Genomic DNA, 26,597 nt, shown 5'->3' on the forward strand with positions numbered 1-26,597 from the left:
CCGTCGAGGCCCGTCGAGGTGAGCCGACGGCTCAGCGCGCGCTGACCACGAACATCGCCACCACCATCGCCAGGGCCAGCAGCACGCCCGCACGACGGAGCTTCGCCTGCATGTCGCGCATGAACTTCGGCGGCTGATTCTTCGGGTCGGACCACAGCATGCCTCCGATCCTGCGGGCGGGGCGGGCAGGGCGCCTGAGTACGGATACTCAGGCGCCCCGGTGCCGATGGACTATTCGCGGAGGAACGGACGAACACCGCACAACTGCACCCGGATGAACACCGCACGGCTATGCGCGGACGAACACCCCGTCCCGTGCTGCCGCGAGGGCCGCCGTGACCGCGCGTTCCGCCACGTCCGCCGTGACCTCCTCGCGGGTGACCGTGAAGCGGTAGTAGAGCGGCGCGGAGACGGCGCGGAGCAGCTCGGTCGGGTCCGTCTCCGCAGGGATCTCGCCGCGGGCCGCGCCCTTGGCGACGACGGGCGCCCATTCGCCGAGCCGGGTCCGGTAGAAGTCGGCGAGCGCGGCCGCGCACTCCTCGTCGCAGGCGGCCGCGGAGATGACCGCGCGGAAGACCGCGCCCATGCGCGCGTCGGTGAGCGTGTCCCGGACGAGCTCGGCGTTGGCCCGCAGGTCGCCCGCGAGGCTGCCGGTGTCGGAGGCGGGCAGGGACTGCTCGGCCATGTCGTGCAGGAGGTCGGTGACCAGGCCGACGGGGGAGCCCCAGCGGCGGTAGACGGTGGTCTTGCCGACGCCCGCGGTCGCGGCGATCCGGTCCATGTTCAGGGCGTGGAAGCCGGTGTCGGCGAGCGCGTCCTGGGTGGCGTCGAGGACGGCCCTGCGGACCTTCGCGGTACGGCCGCCGGGGCGCAGGGTGCCGGGCGAGGCCGGCTGGCTCTCAGTCAAATGGGTCTCCTGTTCCATTAACGCCATCGACTCTGCTACGGTACGGGACATCTTAACGGAACCAGTCTCCCATTAAGGGGTCGGTACGCATGGTTGCCCTGGATCACCCCAAGCCCGTGGAACACGCGGACGTCCGTATGACCGGCCGGATGCGGCTCGTCCTCGTCGTCCTCCTCCTCGCCCAGTTCATGCTGGCCGTCGACTTCTCGATCCTGAACGTCGCCCTGCCCGTCATCGGTCAGGGACTCGGCTTCAGCCTCGGCGGTCTCCAGTGGATCGCCACCGCCTTCGCCCTCGCCGCCGCCGGCTTCACCCTGCTCTTCGGGCGCGTCGCCGACCTCGTCGGACGCCGCCGCCTCTTCCTCGGCGGCATGGCCCTCCTCGGGGTCTCCTCCCTCGTCGGCGGCCTCGCCACCGGCCCCGAGATGCTGATGGCCGCCCGCGTCGCCCAGGGCCTCGCCACCGCCGCCGTCACCCCCGCCGGGCTCTCCCTGCTCACCGCCTCCTTCCCCGAGGGCCCCCTGCGCGCGCGTGCGCTCGGTCTCAACGGCGCCCTCATGTCCGCGGGCTTCACCACCGGCGCGATCCTCGGCGGCGTCCTCACCGACCTGCTCTCCTGGCGCTGGGCGTTTCTCGTCAACGTGCCGGTGGCCCTCGCCGTCCTCCTCGTCGCCCCCGCCGTCCTCACCGAGAGCCGCCCCGCCGTCCGTCCCCGGCTCGACGTGCCCGGCGCGATCACCGTCACCGGCGGACTCCTCGCCCTCGTCTACGGCCTGACCGTCAGCGGCGAGCACGGCTGGACCGACCCGACCGCGCTCACCGCCCTCGCCGTCGGCGCCGCACTCCTGGTCGCCTTCGTCCTCGTCGAACGGCGGGCCGCCGCCCCCCTCGTACCGCTCCACATCCTGAAGCGCCGCACCGTCGTCTGGGGCAACCTCGCCGGGCTCGTCGCCTTCGTCACCGAGACCTCGCTGGTCTTCCTGATGACGCTCTACCTCCAGGACGTCCTCGACTTCTCCCCGCTCGCCGCCGGCCTCTCCTTCGGCGTCCTCGGCGCGGGCACGGTCCTCGGCGGAGTGTTCGCCTCCCGCTTCATCGGCCGCTTCGGCGCCCGTACCGCGCTGGTCTCCGGCGGTCTCCTCCAGGCCGTCGCGACGCTCTCCCTGTACGGGCTCGGTGAAGGCCCCGGCAGCCTCGGGCTGCTGCTCGCCGCGACCTTCGCCGGCGGCGTCGGCAACATGCTCGCGATCGTCGGCTTCATGGTCACCGCCACCTCCGGGATCCCCGACCACGAGCAGGGCACGGCGACCGGGCTCGCGACCATGACCCAGCAGGTCGGCATCACGATGGGCACCCCGATCATGAGCGCCGTCGTCGTCACCGCGCCCGTGCTCCTCGACGGCATCGGCCTCGCGGTCCTCGTGAACGCGGCGATCGTCGCCGCCGGAGCCGTCCTGTCCGGCCTCTTCCTGCGCCGCACGTGACGGGTGGCGGGGACACGAGAAGGGCCGGACCCCCGCACAGGGAGTCCGGCCCTTCTCATGTGTCGACCCGCGCCTACACCGGCCAGTAAGACCGCGCCCAGGCCCGCGGGCCCGGACGGTGGCGTATCGACCGCGCGATCCGGGAGGGGTCCGACCAGCCCTCCGGCGCCACCGGGCCGCCGCTCTCGGCGGACGCCGCCGCCGTCGCCGCGGCCCGGGCCTGGACCACCGCCAGTGCGGCGGCCAACTCCTCCGGCGTCGGGTTTCCTCGTACGACCTTGATCATGGGGACTCCTTGAAGGGTCAGGTCCGGGGAGGCCTAGAGCGGGATGTTGCCGTGCTTCCTCGGAGGCAGGGATTCCCGCTTCGTACGCAGCTGACGCAGCCCCTTCACGATCTGCGGGCGCGTGTCCGACGGCAGGATCACACCGTCGATGTAGCCGCGCTCGGCCGCCGTGTACGGGTTGAGCAGAGCGTCCTCGTACTCCTGCATGAGCCGCGCCCGCTCCGCGTCCTGGTCCTCCGCGGCGGCGATCGTCCGGCGGTGCAGGATGTTGACCGCGCCCTGCGCGCCCATGACCGCGATCTGCGCCGTCGGCCACGCCAGGTTCAGGTCGGCGCCGAGGTGCTTGGAGCCCATGACGTCGTACGCGCCGCCGAAGGCCTTCCGCGTGATGACCGTGATCAGCGGGACCGTGGCCTCCGCGTACGCGTAGATCAGCTTCGCGCCGCGCCGGATGATGCCGGCGTACTCCTGGTCCACGCCCGGCAGGAAGCCCGGCACGTCCACGAAGGTGAGGACCGGGATGTTGAACGCGTCGCAGGTACGGACGAACCGCGCGGCCTTCTCGGACGCGTCGATGTCGAGGCAGCCCGCGAACTGCATCGGCTGGTTGGCGACGACACCCACCGGGAAGCCCTCGACACGGCCGAAGCCGGTCAGGATGTTCGGCGCGAACAGCGCCTGCGTCTCCAGGAACTCACCGTCGTCGAGGACATGCTCGATGACCTTGTGCATGTCGTACGGCTGGTTCGCCGAGTCCGGGATCAGCGTGTCCAGCTCGCGGTCCTCGTCCGTCACCTCGGTCTCCGCGACCTCCGGGAAGGCCGGCGCCTCGGAGAGGTTGTTCGACGGAAGGTAGGACAGCAGGGACTTCACGTACTCGATGGCGTCCTTCTCGTCCCCCGCCATGTGGTGCGCCACGCCCGAGGTCGCGTTGTGCGTCCGGGCGCCGCCCAGCTCCTCGAAGCCCACGTCCTCGCCGGTCACCGTCTTGATGACGTCGGGACCCGTGATGAACATGTGCGAGGTCTGGTCCACCATCACCGTGAAGTCGGTGATCGCGGGGGAGTACACCGCGCCGCCCGCGCACGGGCCGACGATCAGGGAGATCTGCGGGATCACCCCGGAGGCATGGGTGTTGCGGCGGAAGATCTCGCCGTACATGCCGAGCGCGCTCACACCCTCCTGGATGCGGGCGCCGCCGGAGTCGTTGATGCCGACGACCGGGCAGCCGGTCTTCAGCGCGAAGTCGAGCACCTTGATGATCTTCTGGCCGTACGTCTCGCCGAGCGCACCGCCGAAGACCGTGAAGTCCTGCGAGAAGACGGCGACCGGGCGCCCGTCCACCGTGCCGTAGCCGGTGACGACACCGTCTCCGTACGGCCGGTTCTTCTCCAGACCGAAGCTGGTCGACCGGTGCCGGGCCAGTTCGTCCAGCTCGACGAACGACCCTTCGTCGAGCAGCAGCGCGATCCGTTCGCGTGCGGTCAGCTTGCCCTTCGCGTGCTGCTTCTCCACCGCACGCTCCGAGCCGGCATGGGTGGCCTCGTCGATACGGCGCTTGAGGTCCGCGATCTTGCCTGCGGTCGTGTGAATGTCGATCTCGTACTGCTCTGCCGGCTCGGACATCGGGATGCGGCTCCCTGCCTGGTCACGGGGGGTTCGTTGACTACGAATGGGCTACTGCTGAGCTACTGAGCCGTAGCGTATCGACGCGGATACGGTTCGGCACTGCGGTCTTTGCCACACCTAGTCTGGCTTGCATGACGTCCTCCCAAGGCTCCGGCGGACCCTGGTCCGACCTCGACCGGCCCCCGCTGAACGCCCCCGCACTGCGCCGCGCCCTCGTCCTGCCCGACGGTCTGTGGACCTCGTTCGACGTGGTCACCAGCACCGGATCCACCAACAGCGACCTCACCGGCCGCGCCGACGAGCTGCCCGAGGGCGCCGTGCTCGTCGCCGAGGAGCAGACCTCCGGCCGCGGCCGCCTCGACCGCAGCTGGACGGCGCCCGCCCGCTCCGGACTCTTCCTCTCCGTCCTCCTCAAGCCGGAGGTGCCGGTCCACCGCTGGGGCTGGCTCCCGCTGCTCACCGGCGTCGCCGCGTCGACCGGCCTCGCGAAGGCCGCCGGGGTCGACATCTCCCTCAAGTGGCCCAACGACCTCCTGGTTTCCGTCGCGGGCGAGGAACGCAAGACCGGCGGCATCCTCGCCGAGCGGGCCGGGGCGGACGGCATCGTCGTCGGCCTCGGCATCAACGTCACCCTCCGTGAGGAAGAACTGCCCGTCCCCGCGGCCGGCTCCCTCCTCCTCGCCGGAGCGGTATCCACCGACCGCGACACCCTCCTGCGGGCCGTCCTGCGCTCCCTCGCCCAGTGGTACGGCGACTGGGTGCGGGCCGACGGCGACCCCGCCGCCTCCGGCCTCCAGGCGGCCTACGAGACCGGCTGCGCGACCCTCGGCCGCCGCGTCAGGGCCGATCTGCCGGGCGAACGGATGCTGGAGGGCGAAGCGGTGGCCCTGGACAGCGACGGGCGCCTGGTGGTCGCCACAGAGGGCGGCGGCACGGAAGCGGTGGGCGCGGGCGACATCGTCCACCTGAGGACCTAGGAGGCTTCTTGTCGAGCGGGCCGTTCACCCGGGGGGCCCGTGCGCCCAGGAGAACGCGGGCGACCCGAGGGTGGCTCGGGCACGGGCCGGGGAGGGCCACAGACGGCTCGGACCCCGGCCATGGGACGGAATGACTCGCCGTTCAGGCGTGAGGCATTCCACAGCTGTCGTATCGTGGAGCGCGATCCAGGGCGACAGATCGGCAGGGCAAGTGGGCAGGGAACGGGCAGGAGGCGGCCGGTGACCGTCGACGACGAGAACGAGGGCGGCGCGCCCGAGCCTCCCACGTACCCCACTCCCCACCACGAGGTCGACCACACGGCCGAGCCGAGTGACGATCCCCTGGCCATCCGCCTCGAACAGCTCATCCTCGGCGCGGACCGTCGCTACACCCCGTTCCAGGCCGCCCGCACGGCCGGCGTCTCCATGGAGCTCGCCTCCCGGTTCTGGCGCGCCATGGGCTTCGCCGACATCGGCCAGGCCAAGGCGCTCACCGAGGCCGACGTCCTCGCGCTGCGCCGGCTGGCCGGTCTCGTCGAGGCCGGGCTGCTCAGCGAGCCGATGGCCGTGCAGGTCGCCCGTTCCACCGGGCAGACCACCGCACGGCTGGCCGAATGGCAGATCGACTCCTTCCTGGAGGGCCTCACCGAGCCGCCCGAACCCGGCATGACCCGCACCGAGGTCACGTATCCGCTGGTCGAGCTGCTCCTGCCCGAACTGGAGGAGTTCCTCATCTACGTCTGGCGCCGGCAGCTCGCCGCCGCCACCGGCCGGGTCGTGCAGGCCGCCGACGACGAGGAGATGGTCGACCGGCGGCTCGCGGTCGGCTTCGCGGACCTGGTCGGCTTCACCCGGCTCACCCGCCGCCTGGAGGAGGAGGAGCTCGGCGAGCTGGTCGAGGCCTTCGAGACCACCTGCGCCGACCTGGTCGCCGCGCACGGCGGCCGGCTCATCAAGACCCTCGGCGACGAGGTGCTCTACTGCGCCGACGACCCCGGCACGGCCGCCGAGATCGCACTCCGGCTCATCGAGACCCTCGGCCACGACGAGACGATGCCCGCACTGCGCGTCGGCATCGCCTTCGGCACCGTGACGACCCGGATGGGCGACGTCTTCGGCACCACCGTGAACCTGGCGAGCCGTCTCACCTCGATAGCGCCGAAGGACGCCGTCCTCGTCGACGGCGCGCTCGCGGAGGAGCTGTCCAGGACGGGGGAGGCACCCGTCTCGGAGGCGGAGGCCGCCGAGGAGGCGGCCCAGGCGGAGAAGGAGGGCCGCCGGTCGGCCACGTACCGCTTCGCGCTCCAGCCGATGTGGCAGCGCCCGGTCCGAGGCCTCGGCGTCGTCGAACCCTGGCTCCTGACCCGCCGCCCGACCTAGGATCACTTCCGAGCGCCTGTTAACAGCCGTTAACGGGTCCGAATCGGGAGGGTGCGGTCATGTCCGAGCAGCGCTTCGGTGAGTTCGTGGTGGTCCGGAAGGACGGGGACGGACACGTCGCCGAGCTGGTCCTCGACCGGCCCAAGGCGATGAACGCCGTCTCCTCCGAGATGGCCCGCTCCCTCGGCGCCGCCTGCGACGCGCTCGCCGCCGACGCCTCCGTCCGCGTCACCGTGCTGACCTCGTCGAACGACCGGGCCTTCTGCGTCGGCGCCGACCTCAAGGAGCGCAACTCCTTCACCGACGCCGAGCTGGTCCGCCAGCGGCCGACCGCCCGCGCCGCCTACACCGGCGTCCTGGAGCTGCCCATGCCGACCGTCGCCGCCGTGCACGGCTTCGCCCTCGGCGGCGGCTTCGAGCTGGCGCTCGCCTGCGACGTGATCGTGGCCGACGCGACCGCCGTCGTCGGCCTTCCCGAGGTCTCCGTGGGCGTCATCCCCGGCGGCGGCGGTACGCAGCTGCTGCCGCGCCGGGTGGGCGCGGCGCGCGCCGCCGAGCTGGTCTTCACGGCCCGCCGGGTGGAGGCGGCGGAGGCCCGCGAGCTGGGCCTGGTCGACCTCCTGGAGGAGGACGCGCGGACGGGCGCCCTGGAGCTCGCCGGGCGGATCGCGGCCAACTCGCCGGTGGGCCTGCGCGCGGCGAAGAAGGCCATGCGGCTGGGTCAGGGCCTGGACCTGCGGGCGGGCCTTGAGGTCGAGGACGCGGCCTGGCGGTCGGTGGCCTTCTCGGGGGACCGCGCGGAGGGCGTGGCGGCCTTCAACGAGAAGCGGAAGCCGAACTGGCCCGGCGAGTAACTTCTACGGTTTTGCACCAAATGTCACTTACGGTGACATCTCGGAAGGGAAAACGGATCAAACCTCCCTAAGCTGGAGGAATGGGTGAGGACGTGCGGCTGCGGGCCGTAGTGGCGCTGGCGCAGGGGATGGCGGCGGCGCACACTCCACGCGAGTTCTGGCGGGCGGCGGCGCTCGGGTCCTGCGAGGGGCTCGACGGGACCTTCGCCGCCCTCTCGGTCTGGCAGCGGGACCACGGCCGCCTCAAGGTCCTGGTGAACGCCGGGGAGCGGGCCGTGGGCGAGGAGGAGTTCCCGGACTCGGAGACGTATCCGGTGCACCAGTTCCCCGAGATCACCGAGTTCCTGCACGAGCAGTGGGCGGGCGGCGGCGAGCCGGACGCCTGGGTGGAGACCGCCGGGGACCCGGTACCGACGGGCCGGGTGGCCGGTCTGCGCCGACGGGGACGCGGCTGCTGCGTGGTGGCCCCGATCGTGCTGCACGGGCGCGCGTGGGGCGAGCTGTACGTGGCGCGGCCGCCGGAGGAGAAACCTTTCACCCGCGCGGACGCCGACTTCGCCACGGTCCTTGCGGCGGTGGTCGCGGCGGGCATCGCCCAGGCCGAACGCCTGGAGGAGGTCCGCAAGCTCGCCTTCACCGACCCGCTGACCGGCCTCGCCAACCGGCGGGCCGTCGACACCCGCCTGGACGAGGCCATCGAGCGCTACCGGGTGGACGGCTCGGTCGTCAGCCTGATGGTCTGCGACCTGAACGGCCTGAAGCGGGTCAACGACACCCACGGCCACGCGGTCGGCGACCGCCTCCTCGAACGCTTCGGCTCCGTCCTCTCGCGCTGCGGGGCCATGCTCCCGGGCGCCCTCGCGGCCCGCCTCGGCGGCGACGAGTTCTGCCTCCTGACGGTCGGCCCGACGGCGGACGAGGTGGTGGCGGTCGCCGAGGAGCTCTGCGTACGGGCCGCGGAGCTGGAACTGGGTGAGGGCGTGGCCTGCGGGGTGGCGTCCACCGGCGACCCCATCGGCCCGCTCAGGTCGGCCCGCCGCCTCTTCCGCCTCGCGGACGCGGCCCAGTACCAGGCCAAGGCGGCCCGTTCGTCGAAACCGGTGGTGGCGGGCCGCGACGGCACGGTCGTCCGCCTGGCCGACGCGCCGCCGGGAGCCCGAGACCGCCGCCGCTTCAGGGACGCACCACCGGTGGACCTGGCTCCGCCGGACCCGGCGCCCCTGGACCCGGCGCCCCTGGACCCGGCGCCCCTGGACCCGGCGCCGGTGGACCCGGCGCTGGTGGACCCGCCTCCGCCGGAGCCGCCGTCGGACCCGGTCTAAAGGGTGTTGCAGAAGGTCCGGCTTCGGCAGGCCGAAGTGGCGTCTGACCTGGTGTTTCACCGTGTCATGGCGAGGTTGTGCATGGCGGCGACGGCCTGGACGGCATGGTGGAGGCCGTCGCCTCGCTGGCGGCAGTCGCGAAGGATCTTCCAGTTCTTCATCCGCGCGAATGTGTGCTCGACGCGGGCACGGACGCGTCGGTGTTCGGCGTTGTCCTCCTCCTGCCCGCGAAGGAGGGGGCGGCCGGCTCTCTTGCGGTGCGGGACGATCAGGCCGGTGCCGAGGTAGGCGCCGTCCGCGATCACGGTCGTGCTCGCCGCCAGGGCGGGCAGGTCCGACTCGCGCCAGACATGTGCGTCGGCCTTGTTGCCCGGCGCTGGCCGGGCCGCCGCGATGACCAGGCGGGTGTCCGCGTCGATGATGACCTGCACGTTCGCCGAGAACCGGTAGTTGCGGGACGAGGCGCCGACCTTCCGGTCTCGGACCGGGATCAGGGTGCCGTCCACGATCCACAACCGTTCGGTGTCCGCCACCGGCCGCGGAGCCCGCTCCAGCGCCAGCAGCGGACGGAGCCGCTGGATGACCCGGCAGACCGTGGCCGGGGAGATCCCGAAGAGCGGGGCGAGCTGCCGCATGGTGAGGTTGGTGCGGTAGTACACGGCCACCAGCAGGACCCGGTCGGCCAGCGGAAGGCACCACGGACGGCCCCCACCGGGACCGTTCCCGCCCCGCTCCTTCACTACCTTCACCAGCCTCGCGAACCGCTCGATCCGCAAGCCCGTGAACGTCTCAACCCACACCGGCTCAGCCCGCAACACCCCACCCATACAGGCAAAATGCCCAGAACTAGGCCTTCTGCAACACCCTTTAGGGTCGGTTTCGCTCGTACAGGGCTCGCAGGCCCCTGAGGAACCCCTCACGGTCGGCGGCCGGCAGCTCGTCGAGCAGACGTTCCTCGCCCTCCTGGATCGCGGACTGCACGGTGTCGCGCAAGCGGCGGCCCTCGGCGGTGAGGGAGAGCAGTCGTGCCCGCCGGTCCTGGGGGTCGGGCTGCCGGCGCAGCAGCGCGCGTGCCTCCAGGTCGTCGAGGACGGGGATGATCCGCGTCTTGTCCGCCCGGATCGCCTCGGCCAGCGCGATCTGGGTGCGGATGGGCTTCTCGTCGAGGTGGAGGAGGACCGTGTACGCCCACATGGTCAAGCCGTGGGCGTCGAGGACCGGCTGCTCGGCGGCCATCAGGGCGCGGCCGAGCGGGACGACCATGGCGGCGAGGTCGGGGCGGGAGGGGCTGCCCGGGGTCGCGGTCGCTGCGGTCGCTGCGGTGTTCTCGGCCATGGCCACGAAAATACCCGTTGGCGAAATGGCCGTTGACAATTGATACGCACGCGCAGATCGTAAGTGCATGCCTACGAATATGAAGGGGCTCACGAGCCCCGCGGACTTCGACCGGCTGCGGCGCCTCCACGCGCGCGTGATCCGGGACAGCGTGGCCCTGGTGCACCGGATCGGCCCGGCCGATCTGGCCCGGCCGACCCCGTGCGGGGGCTGGACCCTGGCCGATCTGCTCGCCCACATGACGGCCCAGCACCACGGGTTCGCGGCCGCCGCACGCGGCTACGGGCTGAATCCGGCGCACTGGGAGGTCCGCCCGGCGGGCGGGGACGCGCCCGCGCGGTACGGCGAGGCGGTCGAGCGGTACGGCGAGGCGGCCGAGCGGGTCGTCGCCGCCTTCGCGGCCGTGGACGGGCCGGACACGGCCTTCGCCCTGCCCGAGTTCAGCCGGGACCGGACGTTCCGCGCCGCCCGGGCCATCGGCTTCCATCTCCTCGACTACGTCGTGCACGGCTGGGACGTCGCCCGCAGCCTCGGCCTCCCGTACGACCCCGGGCCCGACGTCCTCGCCGTGGCCCTGCCGATCGCCGAGGCCGTTCCGGTCGGCGAGGCCCGGACGGCCCCGAGTAGCCCCTTCGGGCCGGAGCTGCCGCCGGCCACCGGGGCGGACCCGCTGGATCGGATCCTCACGACCCTCGGCCGCCCGGCGGCGTGGCGCCCGTGCTGAGGTCGTCCTGGACGCCCGGACCGTACGAGGGGCGGGGCGGGCCGGGGCCGGTCCTGGTCAGCGTCACCGACTTCCGGCTCGACCGGATCGGGGACCTGCCGGGCGTCCACCGCGCGGCCCGACGGCTCGCGGCGGGCTGGCGGGACCTCGAAGGGGCGTACGGGATGTGGCTGTGGGCGCAGCCCCTGGCGCGCCGCTGCGGTGCGGTGGCCGTCTGGCGCGACGAGGCCGCCCTCCAGGCCTTCGTGGCCTGGCCGCCACACATCGCGATCATGCGGGAGTACCGGGGGAGGGGCGCGTTGACCTCGACGACCTGGGAAAGCCCGACGTTTGCGCCGGCGACGACCTGGATTCGGGCGCGGGGGGTGATCGGGGCGGGCGGGTAGGGCGCGGGTCGGGTGCGGCGGGTTGTGGCGGGGGAGGTGTCTGGGGTGGGGGTTTCGGGTGGGGTGCGGGTGCGGCCGCCCTCTTTCCGAGTGTGGCCGCCTCCACCGCCGCGTCAAGGGCGCTCCTTCGTCGCGTCGGCTTCGCCGATTTCGCTGCGCTCCACCCTTGACCCGGCGGCGGAGGCCGCCTTTTCACACTCGGAGGGCGGCCGGGGGGGGCATGGCCTACGCGGACTGTCCGGGCAGCGTCCGGGGTCGGGGGGCGTGTGCCGGTCGGTGGGTGGGGGCTTGGTTTGTGGCGGGGCCGGGTCGCGACCTTCCGTCGGTCGGGGGTGCGCAGTTGTTGAATGGGGCGGCCGGGCTGGGCTCAGCGACTGCCGGAGCGGCTCGTGGTGGGGCTTCAGGCCCCGCTGGTCGCTCCCGGTGGGTGGAAAGCGGGGAAACCCTGCATTTCTCCGAGTAGCAGGCGCGGGATTACCCCTCAAAGGGGTCAAATCCCCCACTCGTGCCCGAGTTACTGCGAGAAACCTCCGCCAGCGCCGCCGACCACCCACCCACACAGACCAGCGGGGCCTGAATCCCGACCAACCGACGGCCGTCGGTCGCTAAGCCGAGCCGGGTCGCCCCATTCAACGGTCGCGCACCCCGAACCCAGGGACGCGGTCCACCCACCCCTGCCGCGACCCAAGCCCCCACCCACCGACCCGTCAGGCGCCCTCCCGCCCCGGATGCTGCCCGAAGCCCGGCGTGGACCCGCCCCCCGGACCGCCCTCCGAGAGTGTTCTCGCTCCTGGAGGTGGTGGGTCAAGGGTGGCCGAAGGCCATCGCGCAGCGACGCGACGAAGGAGCGCCCTTGACGCACCACCGGAAGGAGCGACTCTCGGAGAGAGGGCGGTCCCACCCGACACTCACACACCCGGCCCACCCTCAGGGCCAAGGAGCCCCGAAGCCTCGAAGCCGTTTCCCTCTTATTGGGCGTCAGTTCACCTTCCTCTCACCCGCGTTGGTCGATCGCGGCCGTACCTTGGCTGTATGGACCTTCCCGTCATACCCGACGCGTTCCGCTGGGTGGCCTTCGCCCTCATCGCTCTCCATCTCCTCTCCCTCATCCCCGTGCTGCGGAGGATGCGCCGGTCCGGGACCGGGGCGCGGGGCGACGTGGTGCTGGACCTCGTCGACTCCGCCACGGGTGTGGCGCTGATCGTCGGCCTCCTGGTGGGCAGCAGCGCGATCATGCTCGTCGGTCTCGTCTGCATGGGTGTGGTCATGCTGGTGAAGGGGACCCGCTGGGTCCGGGGTCGGCGGCCTGCCTGATCCCGGTGCCCGACGGGAGTCTCCGGCGTCGCCGGGCGGCGGAGGAGGGCCCGACCGGCGATCATCGGAACGGTAAGGGTCCGTCCCCCGTCCGGACGGTGACGAAGTCACCTAGTGACATGGCGGTCTTCAATCCGTAGGGTGCTGAATATGGATATGCAGACAGTCGTCCTCGGCACGTCCGGCACGACCCCGCAGGACGTCATCGACGTCGCCCGCCACGGCGCCCGCGTCGAGCTGTCGCCCGAGGCCGTGGAGGCCCTGGCCGCCGCCCGGAACATCGTCGACGCGCTCGCCGCCAAGCCCGAGCCCGTCTACGGGGTCTCCACCGGCTTCGGCGCGCTCGCCACCCGGCACATCGGCCCCGAGCTCCGCGCCCAGCTCCAGCGCAACATCGTCCGCTCGCACGCCGCCGGCATGGGCCCGCGCGTCGAGCGCGAGGTCGTGCGCGCCCTGATGTTCCTGCGGCTCAAGACCGTCGCCTCCGGCCACACCGGCGTCCGCCCCGAGGTCGCGCAGACCATGGCCGACGTCCTCAACGCCGGCATCACCCCGGTCGTGCACGAGTACGGCTCCCTCGGCTGCTCCGGCGACCTCGCCCCGCTCTCCCACTGCGCCCTCGCGCTCATGGGCGAGGGAGACGCCGAAGGCCCCGACGGTGAGCTGAGGCCCGCCGGCGAGCTGCTCGCCGCGCACGGCATCGCGCCCGTCGAGCTCAAGGAGAAGGAGGGCCTCGCCCTCCTCAACGGCACCGACGGCATGCTCGGCATGCTGATCATGGCCCTCGCCGACCTCGACACCCTCTACAAGTCGGCCGACATCACCGCCGCGCTCTCCCTCGAAGCCCTCCTCGGCACCGAGAAGGTCCTCGAACCCGAGCTGCACGCCATCCGCCCGCACCCCGGCCAGGCCGCCTCCGCCGCCAACATGCTGGCCGTGCTCAAGGGCTCCGGCCTCACCGGCCACGCCCAGGCGGGCGAGGCCCCCCGCGTCCAGGACGCCTACTCGGTGCGCTGCGCCCCGCAGGTCGCCGGCGCCGGCCGCGACACCATGGCCCACGCCCGGCTCGTCGCCGAGCGTGAGCTCGCCGCCGCCGTCGACAACCCCGTCGTCCTGCCCGACGGCCGGGTCGCCTCCAACGGCAACTTCCACGGCGCCCCCGTCGCGTACGTCCTCGACTTCCTCGCGATCGCCGCCGCCGACCTCGGCTCCATCGCCGAGCGCCGCACCGACCGGCTCCTCGACAAGAACCGCTCGCACGGCCTGCCGCCCTTCCTCGCCGAGGACGCCGGCGTCGACTCGGGCCTGATGATCGCCCAGTACACGCAGGCCGCCCTGGTCAGCGAGATGAAGCGGCTCGCCGTCCCGGCCTCCGCCGATTCCATCCCGTCCTCCGCGATGCAGGAGGACCACGTCTCCATGGGCTGGTCCGCCGCCCGCAAGCTGCGCACTGCGATCGGCAACCTCAACCGGGTCATCGCGGTCGAGCTGTACGCCGCCACCCGCGGCGTCGAGCTCCGCGTGGGCCTGACTCCGGCCCCCGCCTCGCGGGCCGCCATCGACGCCCTGCGTGCCGCCGGCGTCCAGGGTCCCGGCCCGGACCGGTTCCTCGCCCCCGACCTGGCGGCCGCCGACACTTTCGTACGCGAAGGGAAGCTGCTCGCCGCGGTGGAGCCGGTCACCGGCCCGCTGGCGTAAGCACGGACGGACGGCGAAGGGCCCGCCCCGGATCTCCCGGGGCGGGCCCTTCGTGATCTCTGCGGCCGTTCAGGACGTCCGGTCGCGCCGGCGCATCGCCAGCGCCACGAAAGCCGCCCCGACGCCCAGGAAACCCGTCCCGCCGATCAGATACGGGGTGGTGTCCCGGCCGCCGGTTTCCGCGAGGCGCCCGTCGCCCGTGGCGGGGCCTTCCTGGATCACCCCGATCCGTACCCCGCCCTGCTCGTCGGTGGCGTTGGCGGACGGTACGAACCACAGGGCGCACAGCAGCGTGCCCGCGGCGGTCGCGGTCAGCAGTGGGCGTCGGGCGGCGGACACGGAAATTTCGATCCCCCTTGCGGAAACCGCGAATTGGTCGGTGCGCCGATGCTAATGAACACAGCGGGTCGTGGGAAAGCCGAGGGCCCGGGGACGCCTACGCTCCGACCCATGAGTACTTCTGAGACACCACGCTATGTACGCCTTCGAGTCGATGTGGTCCTGGAGATCGACGGACCGGCCGAGCTGTCGGAGGCCGCCGAGGCCCGGATCAACGCCGACGAGTTCATGCCGGAGGAGGAGCGGGTGCCCGCCCGCGCCGCCGCGCACGAGGACAGCGCCGAGGCCCTCGCGTACCTCGTCGAACCCTTCGACCTGATCCGTGACGTCCCCGGCATCGAGATGGTCCAGGCCTCCTGGAGCAGCGAGGAGATCGAGTACGACCCCGATGCGCTGGAGTGGGACCTCGGAGAGGAAGATGGGGACGCGGAGGACGACGACGCGCGGGCGTAGGGGCGAGGGCCGGCCGTAAGGCCGGAGAACACCCTGCTCACAGGTCCCGGGACGGCGTCCCGGGGCCTTTCGCGTGCCCTGGGAACCGGACGGACCACCCGTGCGTGTCGAACAGTGGTGTTCCCCACAAACCGCTCGGTTCCGGAACCGAACGCGGTGTCATGGGTATTTAGGTAAGCAGCGAAGCAAGCGTTGGCAGGACCCGGCGACGATGGAGATGCGTGTGATGACGGACGGCAAGCGCCGCAAGAGCCTGGCGGTCGCGGCCGCGGTGCTCGGCGGCGTGTTGGTGCTCTCGGCGTGCAACGACGGCGACCAGGGCGGCAGCGCCTCCGGCTCCCCGACGCCACCGTCACAGTCCCAGGTCGACGAGGCGGCGGAGGCGGCCAAGACCTCCAAGGCGCAGATCGTCATCGCGCCCAAGACCGGCACCCAGAACGCGTCGATCAACAACGACGCCAAGGTCACCGTCACCGAGGGCAAGCTCACCGACGTCACCATGACGTCGGCCGAGGGCACCAAGGTCAAGGGCGAGATAGCGGCCGACGGCCTCAGCTGGAAGCCGAGCGAGCAGCTGGAGCGGGCCACGGTCTACAAGATCGCCGCCACCGCCACGGACGCGGAGGGCCTGGAGGCGCACGAGAACTCCTCGTTCACCACCGTCTCCAAGGCCAACAGCTTCATCGGCAACTTCACGCCGGAGGACGGCTCGACCGTCGGCGTCGGCATGCCGGTCTCGATCAACTTCAACAAGGCGATCACCGACAAGAAGGCCGTCCAGGGCGGCATCAGCGTCACGTCCAGCACCGGCCAGGAGGTCGTCGGGCACTGGTTCAACCCCCAGCGCCTCGACTTCCGCCCGGACGACTACTGGACCGAGGGTTCGACCGTCACCCTCAAGCTCGACCTCGACGGCGTCGAGGGCGCCGACGGCGTCTTCGGCGTCCAGCAGAAGACCGTCACCTTCAAGATCGGCCGCAACCAGGTCTCCACCGTCGACGTCGCCACCAAGACCATGACGGTCACCCAGGACGGCAAGACGATCAAGACCATCCCGATCTCCGCCGGCTCCCCGGAGAACCCGACCTACAACGGTCAGATGGTGATCTCCGAGAAGTTCAAGGAGACCCGGATGAACGGCGCGACCGTCGGCTTCACCGACGACGACGGCAAGGGCGAGTACGACATCAAGGACGTGCCGCACGCCATGCGCCTGTCCACGTCGGGCACGTTCATCCACGGCAACTACTGGGGCCCGGACTCGATCTTCGGCTCGGCCAACACCAGCCACGGCTGCGTCGGCCTCAACGACGCCAAGGGCGCCGGCGACCCGAACCAGCAGGCAGCCTGGCTCTACGACCACTCGATCGTCGGTGACGTCGTGATCGTCAAGAACTCCAAGGACAAGACGATCGCCCCCGACAACGGCCTCAACGGCTGGAACCTGAGCTGGGCGGACTGGCAGGCCGGCTCGGCGGTCTGACCCCCGGCACACGCGTACGAGAACGGCGGCCCCCTCCACGACGGAGGGGGCCGCCGTTCCGCGTCACCCGCCGTTCCGCGTCACCCGCCGTTCCGCGTCACCGTACGACTTCCTCCACGCCCCACTGCGCGAGCAGCCGCAGCGCGTCCGCCGACGCCGTCCCCGACTCCGCCTGGTACGTCACGAGCACCAGGTCCGGGTCCCCGCCCGCCACCTTCAGGCTCTCGTACGCCAGCGTCACCTCGCCCACCAGCGGATGCCGCAGCCGCTTCGTCCCGTGCCCCTTGTCCGCGACGGTGTGCGCCGCCCACAGCGAGCGGAACTCCTCGCTCCGCACCGACAGCTCGCCGACCAGCGCGAGCAGCGCCGGATCGTCCGGGTAGCAGCCCGCGTACAACCGCAGCACGCTCACCACCTCGGTCGCCTTGGCCTCCCAGTCCAGGTAGAGATCGCGTGCGTTGGACCCGAGGAAGACCAGCCGGGCCATATTGCGCTCCTCCGGCTCCATCGCCGCGAAGTCGCCCATCAGCGCCCGCGCCATCCGGTTCCACGCGAGGATGTCGAGCCGCCGGCCGACGAGGAAGGCCGGGACGCCGTCCATCGCGTCCAGGAGATGCTGCAGACCGGGCCGCACCAGCTGCGGGCGGGCGATCGCCGCCCGGTGCTGCTTCTTCTTCGCCGTCGGCTTCGCCAGGTGCGTCAGATGCGCCCGCTCGGTGTCGCTCAGCCGCAGCGCCCGCGCGATGGAGTCGAGGACCTCCATGGACACATTGCGGCCGTTGCCCTGTTCGAGCCGCGTGTAGTACGCCACCGATACCCCGGCCAGCTGCGCCAGCTCCTCCCGGCGCAGCCCCGGTACCCGGCGATGGCGCCCGAACTCCGGCAGACCCACGTCCTCCGGCTTCAGCCGGGCCCGGCGGGAGCGCAGGAATTCACTGAGTTCGGCACTGAGATCCATGCGTCCCGATTATCCCAGGTCGTACGTCCCGGCGGACGGATGTTCCTGTCCCTGCCAGTGGTAGGCACGCTGGACGTAGGCAGACCAGGGGGCTGGGTGATGCCGGCGTCCTCCCGCAGGCTGGGGCCATGACCACGAACGTGACCACCGTCCCCGCGTACGCCGCGCCCGCCGCCAACGCCCCGCTGGAGCGCACCACCGTGCCGCGCCGGCCCGTCGGAGAGCACGACGTCCTCATCGACATCAAGTACTCCGGCATCTGCCACTCCGACATCCACCAGGCCCGCGACGGCTGGGGCGAGGGCATCTTCCCGATGGTCCCGGGCCACGAGATCGCCGGAATCGTCGCGGAGGTCGGCCCCGGGGTCACCAGGTTCCAGGTCGGCGACCGGGTCGGCGTCGGCTGCTTCGTCGACTCCTGCCGGGAGTGCGAGTACTGCCTCCAGGGCCTGGAGCAGTACTGCACGGGCGGCATGACCGGCACGTACAACGCCCTCGACAAGAACGGCGAGCCCACCTACGGCGGCTACTCCCGCCACATCGTCGTCGACGAGAACTACACCCTGCGCATCCCCGAGGGCATCGGCCTCGACGAGGCCGCGCCGCTGCTCTGCGCCGGCATCACCCTCTACTCGCCGCTCGCCCACTGGCAGGCCGGCCCCGGCAAGAAGGTCGCGATCGTCGGCCTCGGCGGCCTCGGCCACATGGGCGTCAAGATCGCCCACGCGCTCGGCGCGGAGGTGACCGTCCTCAGCCAGTCGCTGAAGAAGCAGGAGGACGGCCTGAAGCTGGGCGCCGACCACTACTACGCGACCGGCGACCCGGAGACCTTCACGAAACTCGCCGGCTCCTTCGACCTGGTGATCTCCACGGTCTCCGCGCCGCTGGACTTCAACGCCTACCTGAGCCTGGTCAAGACGGACGGCGCCCTGGTGAACGTCGGCGCCCCCGAGGAGCCCGTCTCGATCGGCCTCTTCTCCCTCATCGGCGGCCGCAAGACCCTCGCGGGCTCGATGATCGGCGGCATCGCCGAGACGCAGGAGATGCTCGACTTCTGCGCGGAGCACGGCCTGGGCGCGGAGATCGAGCTGATCCGCGCCGAGCAGATCAACGAGGCGTACGAGCGGGTGCTCGCGAGCGACGTCCGCTACCGCTTCGTGATCGACGCGTCGACGATCTGACGTCGACCGCGCCGGGGCATGACCTGCGGGGTAATCGACCCCGTACGGCATGCCCCGGCAGTCTTGGGCCATGACCGCATACGCCATCGGAAACCTGCACCCGAAGCCCCTCCTCGACGAGGAGGTCTTCACCTACATGGAGCGCGTCCAGGGCACCCTGGACCCCTTCGGCGGCCGCTTCCTCGTCCACGGCGCCCGCGTCCGCGAGGTCCCCGAGGGCGACTGGCCCGGCGCCGTCGTGATCATCGGCTTCCCGTCGTACGAGAACGCCCGCGCCTGGTACGACTCCGCCGCCTATCAGGCCCTGATCCCGCTCCGCACCCGCCACATGGCCGGTGACATCCTCCTGGTCGACGGCGTCGCCGACGGGTACGACCCGGCGGCGACGGCCGCGGCGATGCGGGCCGCGTCAGGCGGTGCGGCCTGAGCGGAGCTCAAGCCGTCGCCCGCCGAAGCCCGAGCGGAAACGGTGGTCGTGGGAGACCGCGACCACCGCACCCGGGAAGACGGCGAGGGCCGCCTCCAGGTCCTCCACCAGGGACAGCGCCACATGGTTGGTCGGCTCGTCCAGGACGAGCAGATCGGCAGGCCGGGTCACCAGCCGGGCCAGCTCCAGACGCCGCTGCTGGCCCACCGAGAGCCGGGCCACGGGCACGGACAGGTCCTCCTCCCGGAAGAGACCGAGGGCGAGCAGCTCCGCCGCGTGCTCCTCGGGCAGACCGGGGCGACCGGCCGCGTACGCCGTGAGCAGCGGTTCCGGGGACGGCACGGCGGGCAGCTCCTGGCGCAGATAGCCCACCCGGCCCGGACGGCCGACCGTCCCGCCGTCGGGGCGCAGGTCACCGGCGAGGACGCGGAGCAGAGTCGTCTTGCCGGCGCCGTTGGGCCCGGAGACGAGCAGCCGGTCCCCGGCCGAGATCCGCAGCTTGTCGATCCGCAGCCGCTCGCCGACGACGACGTCGACGAGTTCGGCGAGAAGACCGTCCTCGGGGCTTCCTGCTGTCTCCGGGCCCCCCGTCGCGATGCGGGCCGTGAAACGCAGCGGCTCCGGTGGGGCCGGGAGCGGGGACCTGAGCAGCTGGTCGAGCCGGACCCGGGCCGCCCTGACCTGGCCCGACAGTTTGTTCTCGTGCGAGCGGCGGTGCTTGCCGAAGCCCTGCCGGGGGTCCTTGCCGGATCCCGCGAGCCGCTGCCCGGCCGAGGCCACCAGCTCCTCGGTACGGGCCAGCTCCTCCCGCCACTCCTCGTGCTCCTGAACCCGGCGGCGCCGTGCCGCGGCCTTCGCCGCGCGGTAGCCGGACCAGCCGTCGCCGTACCGGGTCACCGCGCGGGTGTCCCGGTCGACCTCCAGGATCGTCGTCGCCATTCCCTCCAGGAACGCCCGGTCGTGGGTGACCGCGACCACCGTGCCGCGGTGGGTGCGCAGCCGTTCCTCCAGCCAGCCGGCGGCGGCCCGGTCGAGATGGTTCGTGGGTTCGTCGAGGAGCAGCAGCTCGGCGCCCGAGGCGAGGACGCAGGCGAGGGCGAGCCGCGACTGCTCGCCGCCGGAGAGCGTGCCGACGCGGCGCTCGTACGGGACGTGGCCGAGGCCGAGACCGTGCAGCGCCGCGTCCACGCGGGCGTCGGCCTGGTAGCCGCCCCGTTCCTCGTACCGTGCGGCGAGTTCGCCGTACGCGAGGAGTTCCTCGGGTGTCGCGCTGCCGAGCGTCTCCTCGGCGGCCTGCATCTCCCGTTCCATGGCACGGAGTTCGGCGAGCGCCGCGTCGACGGCGGCCCGCACGGTGTGCTCGGGCCCGAGGCCGAAGGTCTCGGCGAGCGTCTGCGCGAGATGCGCGACGCCGCCGGGGAAGCGGACGGTCACCTCCCCGCCGTCGGGCTCCTCGGCCCGGGCCAGGAGCCGGAGCAGCGTGGACTTGCCGGAGCCGTTCTCACCGATGACGGCGGCCTTCTCACCGGGGCGGACGGTGAGCGTGAGCTGTTCGAGGACGGAGCGGTCCCCATAGGACTTGGAGGCGTCTTTCAAGGTCAGTTGGGCGCGGTCGCGCATGGGATCTTTCCCTGGGTGCTGGGGTGCGTTCGGACCGGGGGAAGGGACACCGGGACCACCACTGCCGCGCCCGAGGGGCGCCGGATCAGCGGGTCAGACCGTGTCCGCGGCCGGAATCAGAGAAAGAAGTAGAACGAACCCATGCGCCCGAGTGTAACTACCGGGCGGGGGAGACCGCATGGGCATAAGCGAGAAGGTCCGCGAAGCGCAGCCACTGGAAGAGGGGCACGTTCAGCGGCGCGTGGCCCGGAGCGAGGTGGCGGTGGATGTCGGCGACGATGTCGGCCGACGCGTCCCGGGCCGGACCGTCCGGCTGTCCGAGGGCGGCGAGATAGGCCGCCCCGCAGGCGTCGAGGCGTCCGTACAGGTCCGCGATCCGCCGTGCCCGGTCGGCGGGGACGAGGGTGTCGTCGGGCAGGGGGAACCTGCGGAACGCCGCCTGGCGGTTCGCCACGGCGGCGACGAGTCCCAGGCGCGAGGGCCCGGCCCCACCGGGCCAGTGGGGCCGCCACAGCCGCACTGCGAGGTCGTCGCGGCGAGGGGTACGGAGACCGGCCTCCTTCTCCATGCTGCGGCGGGCCGCGAAGGCGGCCACCTCTTCGAGCCGGGCCGCGCGGCTGGCCTCCAGGGTGTCGAGCGCGCGCAGCAGCGCGGACATGTCGCGCCGGAGATCCGGCGCGGGCAGTGCCGTCGCGGCGAGGTAGGCCCAGGTCGCATGGAAGCCGAGCGGGCCGTACTCCGTGACGGCCCACCGAAGTGCCCTGTGCCGCCGGGCGGGCGGCGACTGTTCGTCGCGCACCCGCCGCGCGAAGGTTCCGAAGCTCACGGGAGAAGGCCGGCCCGCCGGTCGTCGGTCGCGGGACTCAGCCGTCGGCCTTCGCGACACCGATCGGGCAGGAGACGCCCGTACCGCCGATGCCGCAGTAGCCCGCCGGGTTCTTGTCCAAATACTGTTGGTGATAACCCTCGGCAGGATAGAAGGTGCGGCCCTCCGCCGGGAGGATCTCCGTGCTGATCGTGCCGTACCCGGAGCCCGTCAGGACCTTCTGGTACGCCTCGCGGGACGAGTCGACGGTCGCCGCCTGGGCGGGCGTGTGGGTGTAGACGGCCGAGCGGTACTGGGTGCCCACGTCGTTGCCCTGGCGGAAGCCCTGGGTCGGGTCGTGGGACTCCCAGAACAGCTTCAGGAGGGACTCGTACGAGACCTTCGCCGGGTCGAAGACGACCCGGACGGCCTCGGTGTGGCCGGTCAGGCCCGAGCAGACCTCCTCGTACGCCGGGTTCGGCGTGTAGCCGCCCTGATAGCCGACGAGGGTGGTCCAGACGCCGTCGGTCTGCCAGAACTTGCGCTCGGCGCCCCAGAAACAACCGAGGGCGAAGTCGGCGACCTCCAGGCCCTCCGGGTACGGGCCGAGGAGCGGGTTGCCGAGGACCGTGTGGCGCTCGGGCACGGCGAACTCCGGCTCGGGACGGCCGCGCAGGGCCTGCTCGGGGGTGGGGAGGACGGGGGTGCGGGACAGGAACATGCTGCATCTCTCCTCGACGGTCGGCAGTGGTCACAACGCCGACGGGCGGGGAGGGATTCCCCGAGGGGTCCCTCCCCGCCCGCCGGAGGGAGTCGTGCGCCGGGGGAGCCGCCCGCCGGGGGAGCCGGGCGGGGAGGGCGCCGGGCCGCCGACCGGGGGCGCCGTCCCGCCGCCCGGGGAGCCGCCCGCCTCGCCGACCGGGGGCGCCGTCCCGCCGCCCGGGGAGCCGCCCGCCTCGCCGACCGGGGGCGCCGTCCCGCCGCCTGGGGAGCCGCCCGCCCGGGAAGCCGTGTGCCCGCCCGTCAGCGCGGCAGCGTCGCCGGGTTGCCGCCGTTCGCCTCGTACCCCGCCACCGCCAGGTTCCGGAAGACCGTGAACTCCGCCGCCGGGTCCCCGCTCAGCGTCCACGGCACCGAGCCCACGTGCCCGTCGACCTTCACCAGCTGGTGCATGGCCTCCGCCCACCGCTCGCCCCGCACCAGGAACCAGACCAGCAGATGGCGCACGTGCGCCAGCATCGGGTCGTCGGGCCGGGCCGAGTGCACCGCGTACAGCGCGCCGTCCATCGCCTTCGACACCACGGCCGTACGGAAGAAGTCCTGCACGAGCACCACGTCCGGCACGTGCTCGAACACCGCGAACAGCGGCAGCGCCGCCAGCAGCGAACCCCGAGGGGCGCGCGCCGCGGCCGTCGTCGCGAAGTGGTCGGCCTCCTCGCGCGAGCCGTGCCACTTCTCGCACCAGTAGTGCAGCGCCGCCAGATGGGCGCCCATGTGCTGCGGTGCCCGGTCGATGACCCGCGCCCACACCTGGTCGAACTCCTCGTGGCTGTAGCCGAGACCACGGGCCACGGCCAGCTGCGTGATGTACGGGACCGGGTCGCCCGGAGCGAGCAGCGCCGCCTCCTCGGTGACCTTCCGCGCCTCCTCCAGGATGATCCGGAAGTCGTCGGTCCCCGCCGCCGAGGAACGCCAGGCCTGCTGCACCAGGAACTCGGCGTGCACGGCCGCGCCGCCCGCGTCCTTCGGGGCCTCCGCCCGCCAGGTCCGCAGCCACGCGCCGCCGACGCCCGGCCGCTGCTGGAGCTCCAGGGAGGCGGCGCCGGCGAAGGCCTGGACGCGCTGCCAGCGCACCTCGCCCTCCTGGTCGGTGGCGGCGAGCAGCCGTGACGCGGCCCGCCAGTCCTGGGTGGCCTGGACGACGTCGAGGACGTGCAGGAGCTCGTCGTCCTCGCCCGGGAGCCGTACGTCCTGGTCCTCCTGACGTACGAATCCGTACGCCTCCGGATCCGCCGCGTCCGGCGCGCCCGGCGCGACCTGGCGGATCCCGCCACCGCGGCGGCGCAGCAGGTAGGGGCCGAGGACGCCGAACAGCAGCCCAAGGGCGATCAGGAACCAGAGAATCTCCATGTGTCCATTGTCCAGGACGCGTGGTGAGACGAACGCGGCGACGGGGGCCGCTCGGGACTACGCTCCTGACACATGAGCGACCAGCACTCTCACCAGAGCTTCGAGACCCGCGCGATCCACGCGGGCAACACCGCCGACCCGCTGACCGGCGCGGTCGTCCCGCCCATCTACCAGGTGTCCACCTACAAGCAGGACGGCGTGGGCGGGCTGCGCGGCGGTTACGAGTACAGCCGCAGCGCCAACCCCACCCGTACGGCCCTCGAGGAGAACCTGGCGGCCCTGGAGGGCGGCCGGCGTGGTCTCGCCTTCGCCTCGGGCCTGGCCGCCGAGGACTGCCTGCTGCGCACGCTCCTCGCGCCCGGCGACCACGTGGTCATCCCGAACGACGCCTACGGCGGTACCTTCCGGCTCTTCGCCAAGGTCGTGCAGCGCTGGGGCGTCGACTTCTCGGTGGCGAACACCTCCGACATCGACTCCGTGCGGGCGGCCGTCAACGACCGTACGAAGTTGATCTGGGTCGAGACCCCGTCGAACCCGCTCCTCGGCATCACCGACATCGCGGCCGTCGCCGACGTGGCCCGCTCGGCCGGCGTGAAGCTCGTCGTCGACAACACCTTCGCCTCGCCGTACCTCCAGCAGCCGCTGGCGCTCGGCGCGGACGTCGTCGTGCACTCGCTCACCAAGTACATGGGCGGTCACTCCGACGTCGTCGGCGGCGCCCTGGTGACGGCCGACGAGGCGCTCGGCGAGGAGCTCGCGTACCACCAGAACGCGATGGGCGCGGTCGCCGGTCCCTTCGACTCGTGGATCGTGCTGCGCGGCATCAAGACCCTCGCGGTCCGCATGGACCGGCACAGCGAGAACGCGGAGAAGATCGTCGAGATGCTGACCCAGCATCCGAAGGTCGCCCAGGTCCTCTACCCGGGCCTCCCGGAGCACCCGGGCCACGAGATCGCGGCCAAGCAGATGCGTTCCTTCGGCGGCATGATCTCCTTCCGCGTGCAGGGCGGCGAGGAGGCGGCCGTCGAGGTCTGCAACCGCGCGCAGCTCTTCACCCTCGGTGAGTCGCTCGGCGGCGTCGAGTCGCTCATCGAGCACCCGGGCCGGATGACCCACGCGAGCGTCGCGGGCTCCGCCCTGGAGGTCCCCGCCGACCTCGTCCGCCTCTCGGTGGGCATCGAGAACGTCGACGACCTGCTCGCCGACCTGCGCCAGGCGCTGGGTTAGTCGGAACGGGCCGGGCGGACGCTCCTGTCGTACGGAGTGTCCGCCCGGCCCTCCGTGCGTTCAGGTGCCGGGCAACGGGTCCTTCAGCGAGGCCCGGACCTCTTCGCGGAGCTCGGGAGTGTCCGAGTGCTCGTGGACGGAGACCGCGTGTGCGACGGCCGCCGAGACGAGTTCATCCTCCTCGCCCGACATGTAGAGCGAGCAACCGGAGACACTCGGGGTGTCCCGGCAGTCGGCTGCTTTCCTGGCCATGACGACCTCCAGACGGGCCTGCGGGCAGGCCCCTCATTCCAGGCTAGGGCCGTCCTCACACGCCGTCGAACGGCGGCGTCGTCTCCGCCGCCGGGACCTCCCAGGGCTGTGCCACCGACGCCCACAGCACGAAGGCGAGCACCGCGAGCGCGAACAGTGTCCACGCCACCCGTCGTGCTGCCCGGTTCCGCCGCCGCATCCGGGAGCCGCGCTCCACGGCGTGCCCGGCGAGGTCCCCGGGGACCGGCGGATGCGGGGTGTCGAGGAGCCGCCGGACCGCCGCCTCCTTGTCCTCGTGCCGGGTCACGCGGCCGACTCCCGGCGCGCGCCTTCCCTGCGTTCCGCCGCCCTGAGTGCGGCGATCGCGCGGGCGCAGACGGCGCGGACGCGGGTCTCGGGCACCCCGAGCAGTGCGCCGACCTGCTCCTCGGCGACCCCCTCGTACAGCCGGAGGACGACGACGAGCCGTTCCTGCGGATGGAGCGCGGAGAGGACGCCGCCCTGGCCGCCGTGGTACCGCCAGGCGGTGCGCGCGAAGCGGGCGGCGAGATCGCGCCGGGTGAGCTCGTACGGATCCTCGTCCCGGAGCCGGTCCCATACCGCGTAGGTGTGCGCCAGGGCGGCGGTCAGCAGGGCCTGGGCGTGCGGATTGCGGGTGCGGGTCTCGGCGGTGAGCAGGGTCGCGGCGTGCAGCAGCCGACCCGCCGCCCCGGCCACGAACGCGTCGAACTCCCGGGCGCGGTAGGCGTGTTCGGTACGGTGTCCGCTCCGCTGGTCTCCCACGTCCTCATCTGAGGACAGTGCGGGGGTGAGGTCAAGAGGTCGGCGCGGACCCGCTCGACACGTCGCTCGGCCGCTCGGCCGAACCCTCGGGTGCGGACGTGGCCGCCGACGTGCCTGCCGACGGGAGCGCGGACTCCGTCACCGGACCGCCCGCGTGCGCCGACTGCCGTGCGGACAGGGCGGTGTTGAAGCGTGTGAGCAGGGTGCAGAAGGACTCCCGCTCGTCCGGCGTCCAGCCCTCCGTGACCTCCACCATCAGCTGGCGGCGCGAGGATCGGACCTCCTCCAGGCGGGCGAGCCCGCGCGGCGACAGCTGCAGCACGACCGCGCGCCCGTCCTCCGGGTGCGAAGTGCGCTTCACCAGACCGGTGTCGACGAGCGGGGCGACCTGGCGGGTGACGGTCGACGAGTCGATGCCCATGCCCGCCGCCAGCGCCTTCACGCCCATCGGGCCTTCCTGGTCGAGGCGGTTGAGGAGCAGGTACGCGGCGCGGTCCATCGAGTTGCGGAGCTGCCCGGTGCCACCGAGGCGCGTCTGCTCGGCCCGGCGGGCGAAGACGGCCACCTGGTGCTGGAGGGCGTCGAGGAGACCGGGGTCGAGCTCAGTCGTCATGTCCTGAGATGTGGGCATGGCTGTGGGTCT

Annotated in this window: 30 protein-coding genes; 14 read left to right on the forward strand and 16 right to left on the reverse strand. The window is 72.2% G+C overall.

Annotated elements, in window-relative coordinates; genetic code table 11:
- Positions 1-31: 31 nt before the first annotated feature.
- Positions 32-160 (reverse strand): morphogenic membrane protein MmpB, encoded by a 129-nt coding sequence (mmpB, locus tag OG462_RS27395; RefSeq protein ID WP_266968684.1) that lies wholly within the window; start codon positions 158-160, stop codon positions 32-34.
- A 129-nt stretch (positions 161-289) separates the two neighbouring features.
- A complete protein-coding gene (locus OG462_RS27400) occupies positions 290-958 on the reverse strand; it encodes a TetR/AcrR family transcriptional regulator (RefSeq protein ID WP_406061562.1) in 669 nt (222 codons plus the stop codon).
- Positions 959-996: 38 nt separating this feature from the next.
- Here OG462_RS27400 and OG462_RS27405 point away from each other — a divergent pair, with 38 nt between their 5' ends.
- Positions 997-2,391: an MFS transporter gene (locus tag OG462_RS27405; RefSeq protein ID WP_406061564.1), complete on the forward strand. Its 1,395-nt coding sequence runs from the start codon at positions 997-999 to the stop codon at positions 2,389-2,391.
- Positions 2,392-2,464: 73 nt separating this feature from the next.
- Here OG462_RS27405 and OG462_RS27410 read toward each other — a convergent pair whose 3' ends face one another.
- Positions 2,465-2,677: an acyl-CoA carboxylase subunit epsilon gene (locus tag OG462_RS27410; RefSeq protein ID WP_406061566.1), complete on the reverse strand. Its 213-nt coding sequence runs from the start codon at positions 2,675-2,677 to the stop codon at positions 2,465-2,467.
- 33 nt (positions 2,678-2,710) lie between these two features.
- Positions 2,711-4,303 carry an acyl-CoA carboxylase subunit beta gene (locus OG462_RS27415; RefSeq protein ID WP_406061568.1) on the reverse strand — a complete coding sequence of 531 codons (1,593 nt, stop codon included), beginning with the start codon at positions 4,301-4,303 and terminating at the stop codon, positions 2,711-2,713.
- Positions 4,304-4,437: 134 nt separating this feature from the next.
- Here OG462_RS27415 and OG462_RS27420 point away from each other — a divergent pair, with 134 nt between their 5' ends.
- The 4 genes from OG462_RS27420 (at position 4,438) to OG462_RS27435 (ending at position 8,839) form a co-directional block, all read left to right on the forward strand.
- Positions 4,438-5,283 carry a biotin--[acetyl-CoA-carboxylase] ligase gene (locus OG462_RS27420; RefSeq protein WP_406061570.1) on the forward strand — a complete coding sequence of 282 codons (846 nt, stop codon included), beginning with the start codon at positions 4,438-4,440 and terminating at the stop codon, positions 5,281-5,283.
- A 240-nt stretch (positions 5,284-5,523) separates the two neighbouring features.
- Positions 5,524-6,663, forward strand: a complete 1,140-nt coding sequence (locus OG462_RS27425; protein WP_406061572.1) for an adenylate/guanylate cyclase domain-containing protein — start codon at positions 5,524-5,526, stop codon at positions 6,661-6,663.
- Positions 6,664-6,722: 59 nt separating this feature from the next.
- Positions 6,723-7,517: an enoyl-CoA hydratase/isomerase family protein gene (locus tag OG462_RS27430; protein ID WP_406061573.1), complete on the forward strand. Its 795-nt coding sequence runs from the start codon at positions 6,723-6,725 to the stop codon at positions 7,515-7,517.
- A gap of 80 nt (positions 7,518-7,597) precedes the next feature.
- Positions 7,598-8,839, forward strand: a complete 1,242-nt coding sequence (locus tag OG462_RS27435; protein ID WP_406061575.1) for a diguanylate cyclase domain-containing protein — start codon at positions 7,598-7,600, stop codon at positions 8,837-8,839.
- A 56-nt stretch (positions 8,840-8,895) separates the two neighbouring features.
- Here the strand turns inward: OG462_RS27435 and OG462_RS27440 are convergent, their stop codons facing one another.
- Positions 8,896-9,666 (reverse strand): transposase, encoded by a 771-nt coding sequence (locus tag OG462_RS27440; protein WP_406061577.1) that lies wholly within the window; start codon positions 9,664-9,666, stop codon positions 8,896-8,898.
- A 40-nt stretch (positions 9,667-9,706) separates the two neighbouring features.
- Complete coding sequence (locus OG462_RS27445) at positions 9,707-10,174, reverse strand: MarR family winged helix-turn-helix transcriptional regulator (RefSeq protein ID WP_406061578.1); 468 nt, start codon at positions 10,172-10,174, stop codon at positions 9,707-9,709.
- 67 nt (positions 10,175-10,241) lie between these two features.
- Between OG462_RS27445 and OG462_RS27450 the strand changes: the two genes are divergently transcribed.
- From OG462_RS27450 to hutH, 4 genes are all read left to right on the forward strand, one after another.
- Entirely contained in the window at positions 10,242-10,898 is a 657-nt protein-coding gene (locus tag OG462_RS27450; RefSeq protein ID WP_406061580.1) for a TIGR03086 family metal-binding protein, read from the forward strand.
- On the forward strand, positions 10,892-11,284 hold the full coding sequence (locus OG462_RS27455; RefSeq protein WP_406061581.1) for a hypothetical protein: 393 nt from the start codon (positions 10,892-10,894) through the stop codon (positions 11,282-11,284). The genes OG462_RS27450 and OG462_RS27455 overlap by 7 nt, the downstream gene beginning before the upstream one ends.
- 1,032 nt (positions 11,285-12,316) lie before the next feature.
- Entirely contained in the window at positions 12,317-12,598 is a 282-nt protein-coding gene (locus OG462_RS27460) for a hypothetical protein (protein ID WP_406061582.1), read from the forward strand.
- A 156-nt stretch (positions 12,599-12,754) separates the two neighbouring features.
- Positions 12,755-14,296, forward strand: a complete 1,542-nt coding sequence (gene hutH, locus OG462_RS27465) for a histidine ammonia-lyase (protein ID WP_406066741.1) — start codon at positions 12,755-12,757, stop codon at positions 14,294-14,296.
- Between the two features lie 69 nt (positions 14,297-14,365).
- Here hutH and OG462_RS27470 read toward each other — a convergent pair whose 3' ends face one another.
- Positions 14,366-14,635: a hypothetical protein gene (locus tag OG462_RS27470; RefSeq protein ID WP_406061584.1), complete on the reverse strand. Its 270-nt coding sequence runs from the start codon at positions 14,633-14,635 to the stop codon at positions 14,366-14,368.
- Between the two features lie 111 nt (positions 14,636-14,746).
- Between OG462_RS27470 and OG462_RS27475 the strand changes: the two genes are divergently transcribed.
- Both OG462_RS27475 and OG462_RS27480 read left to right on the forward strand, forming a co-directional pair.
- Positions 14,747-15,088: a hypothetical protein gene (locus OG462_RS27475; protein WP_406061585.1), complete on the forward strand. Its 342-nt coding sequence runs from the start codon at positions 14,747-14,749 to the stop codon at positions 15,086-15,088.
- A gap of 211 nt (positions 15,089-15,299) precedes the next feature.
- Positions 15,300-16,571, forward strand: a complete 1,272-nt coding sequence (locus OG462_RS27480) for an Ig-like domain-containing protein (RefSeq protein ID WP_406061587.1) — start codon at positions 15,300-15,302, stop codon at positions 16,569-16,571.
- Between the two features lie 97 nt (positions 16,572-16,668).
- Here OG462_RS27480 and OG462_RS27485 read toward each other — a convergent pair whose 3' ends face one another.
- Positions 16,669-17,529: a helix-turn-helix domain-containing protein gene (locus OG462_RS27485; protein ID WP_406061589.1), complete on the reverse strand. Its 861-nt coding sequence runs from the start codon at positions 17,527-17,529 to the stop codon at positions 16,669-16,671.
- 128 nt (positions 17,530-17,657) lie between these two features.
- Between OG462_RS27485 and OG462_RS27490 the strand changes: the two genes are divergently transcribed.
- The gene (locus tag OG462_RS27490) at positions 17,658-18,710 is read left to right on the forward strand and encodes an NAD(P)-dependent alcohol dehydrogenase (protein ID WP_406061591.1); all 1,053 of its coding nucleotides are present in this window, start codon (positions 17,658-17,660) and stop codon (positions 18,708-18,710) included.
- Positions 18,711-18,780: 70 nt separating this feature from the next.
- Positions 18,781-19,137, forward strand: coding sequence for a DUF1330 domain-containing protein (locus OG462_RS27495; protein ID WP_406061592.1), 357 nt, complete (start codon positions 18,781-18,783; stop codon positions 19,135-19,137).
- On the opposite strand, the gene abc-f is transcribed toward OG462_RS27495, so the two are convergent.
- The 4 genes from abc-f to OG462_RS27515 all read right to left on the reverse strand — a co-directional run bounded on the left by abc-f (position 19,120) and on the right by OG462_RS27515 (position 23,692).
- Complete coding sequence (abc-f, locus tag OG462_RS27500; protein ID WP_406061594.1) at positions 19,120-20,757, reverse strand: ribosomal protection-like ABC-F family protein; 1,638 nt, start codon at positions 20,755-20,757, stop codon at positions 19,120-19,122. The genes OG462_RS27495 and abc-f overlap by 18 nt on opposite strands.
- Before the next feature lie 157 nt (positions 20,758-20,914).
- Positions 20,915-21,583 carry a hypothetical protein gene (locus tag OG462_RS27505; RefSeq protein WP_406061596.1) on the reverse strand — a complete coding sequence of 223 codons (669 nt, stop codon included), beginning with the start codon at positions 21,581-21,583 and terminating at the stop codon, positions 20,915-20,917.
- Between the two features lie 37 nt (positions 21,584-21,620).
- The gene (gene msrA / locus OG462_RS27510) at positions 21,621-22,283 is read right to left on the reverse strand and encodes a peptide-methionine (S)-S-oxide reductase MsrA (protein ID WP_406061597.1); all 663 of its coding nucleotides are present in this window, start codon (positions 22,281-22,283) and stop codon (positions 21,621-21,623) included.
- 302 nt (positions 22,284-22,585) lie between these two features.
- Positions 22,586-23,692 carry a hypothetical protein gene (locus OG462_RS27515; RefSeq protein ID WP_406061599.1) on the reverse strand — a complete coding sequence of 369 codons (1,107 nt, stop codon included), beginning with the start codon at positions 23,690-23,692 and terminating at the stop codon, positions 22,586-22,588.
- A gap of 72 nt (positions 23,693-23,764) precedes the next feature.
- Here OG462_RS27515 and OG462_RS27520 point away from each other — a divergent pair, with 72 nt between their 5' ends.
- Complete coding sequence (locus OG462_RS27520; RefSeq protein ID WP_406061601.1) at positions 23,765-24,919, forward strand: cystathionine gamma-synthase; 1,155 nt, start codon at positions 23,765-23,767, stop codon at positions 24,917-24,919.
- 60 nt (positions 24,920-24,979) lie between these two features.
- Here OG462_RS27520 and OG462_RS27525 read toward each other — a convergent pair whose 3' ends face one another.
- Genes OG462_RS27525 through OG462_RS27540 form a run of 4 tightly spaced genes read right to left on the reverse strand, consistent with a single transcriptional unit; the run spans position 24,980 to position 26,585 of the window.
- Positions 24,980-25,171 carry a DUF1059 domain-containing protein gene (locus tag OG462_RS27525; RefSeq protein WP_406061602.1) on the reverse strand — a complete coding sequence of 64 codons (192 nt, stop codon included), beginning with the start codon at positions 25,169-25,171 and terminating at the stop codon, positions 24,980-24,982.
- A gap of 55 nt (positions 25,172-25,226) precedes the next feature.
- On the reverse strand, positions 25,227-25,478 hold the full coding sequence (locus OG462_RS27530; RefSeq protein WP_406061604.1) for a hypothetical protein: 252 nt from the start codon (positions 25,476-25,478) through the stop codon (positions 25,227-25,229).
- On the reverse strand, positions 25,475-25,954 hold the full coding sequence (locus tag OG462_RS27535) for a sigma factor-like helix-turn-helix DNA-binding protein (protein ID WP_406061605.1): 480 nt from the start codon (positions 25,952-25,954) through the stop codon (positions 25,475-25,477). Before OG462_RS27535 ends, OG462_RS27530 begins: the two co-directional genes overlap by 4 nt.
- 31 nt (positions 25,955-25,985) lie before the next feature.
- On the reverse strand, positions 25,986-26,585 hold the full coding sequence (locus OG462_RS27540) for a MarR family winged helix-turn-helix transcriptional regulator (RefSeq protein WP_406061607.1): 600 nt from the start codon (positions 26,583-26,585) through the stop codon (positions 25,986-25,988).
- Between the last annotated feature and the right edge of the window lie 12 nt (positions 26,586-26,597).

The organism is Streptomyces sp. NBC_01077, from assembly GCF_045162855.1.
Taxonomy (GTDB): Bacteria; Actinomycetota; Actinomycetes; order Streptomycetales; family Streptomycetaceae; genus Streptomyces.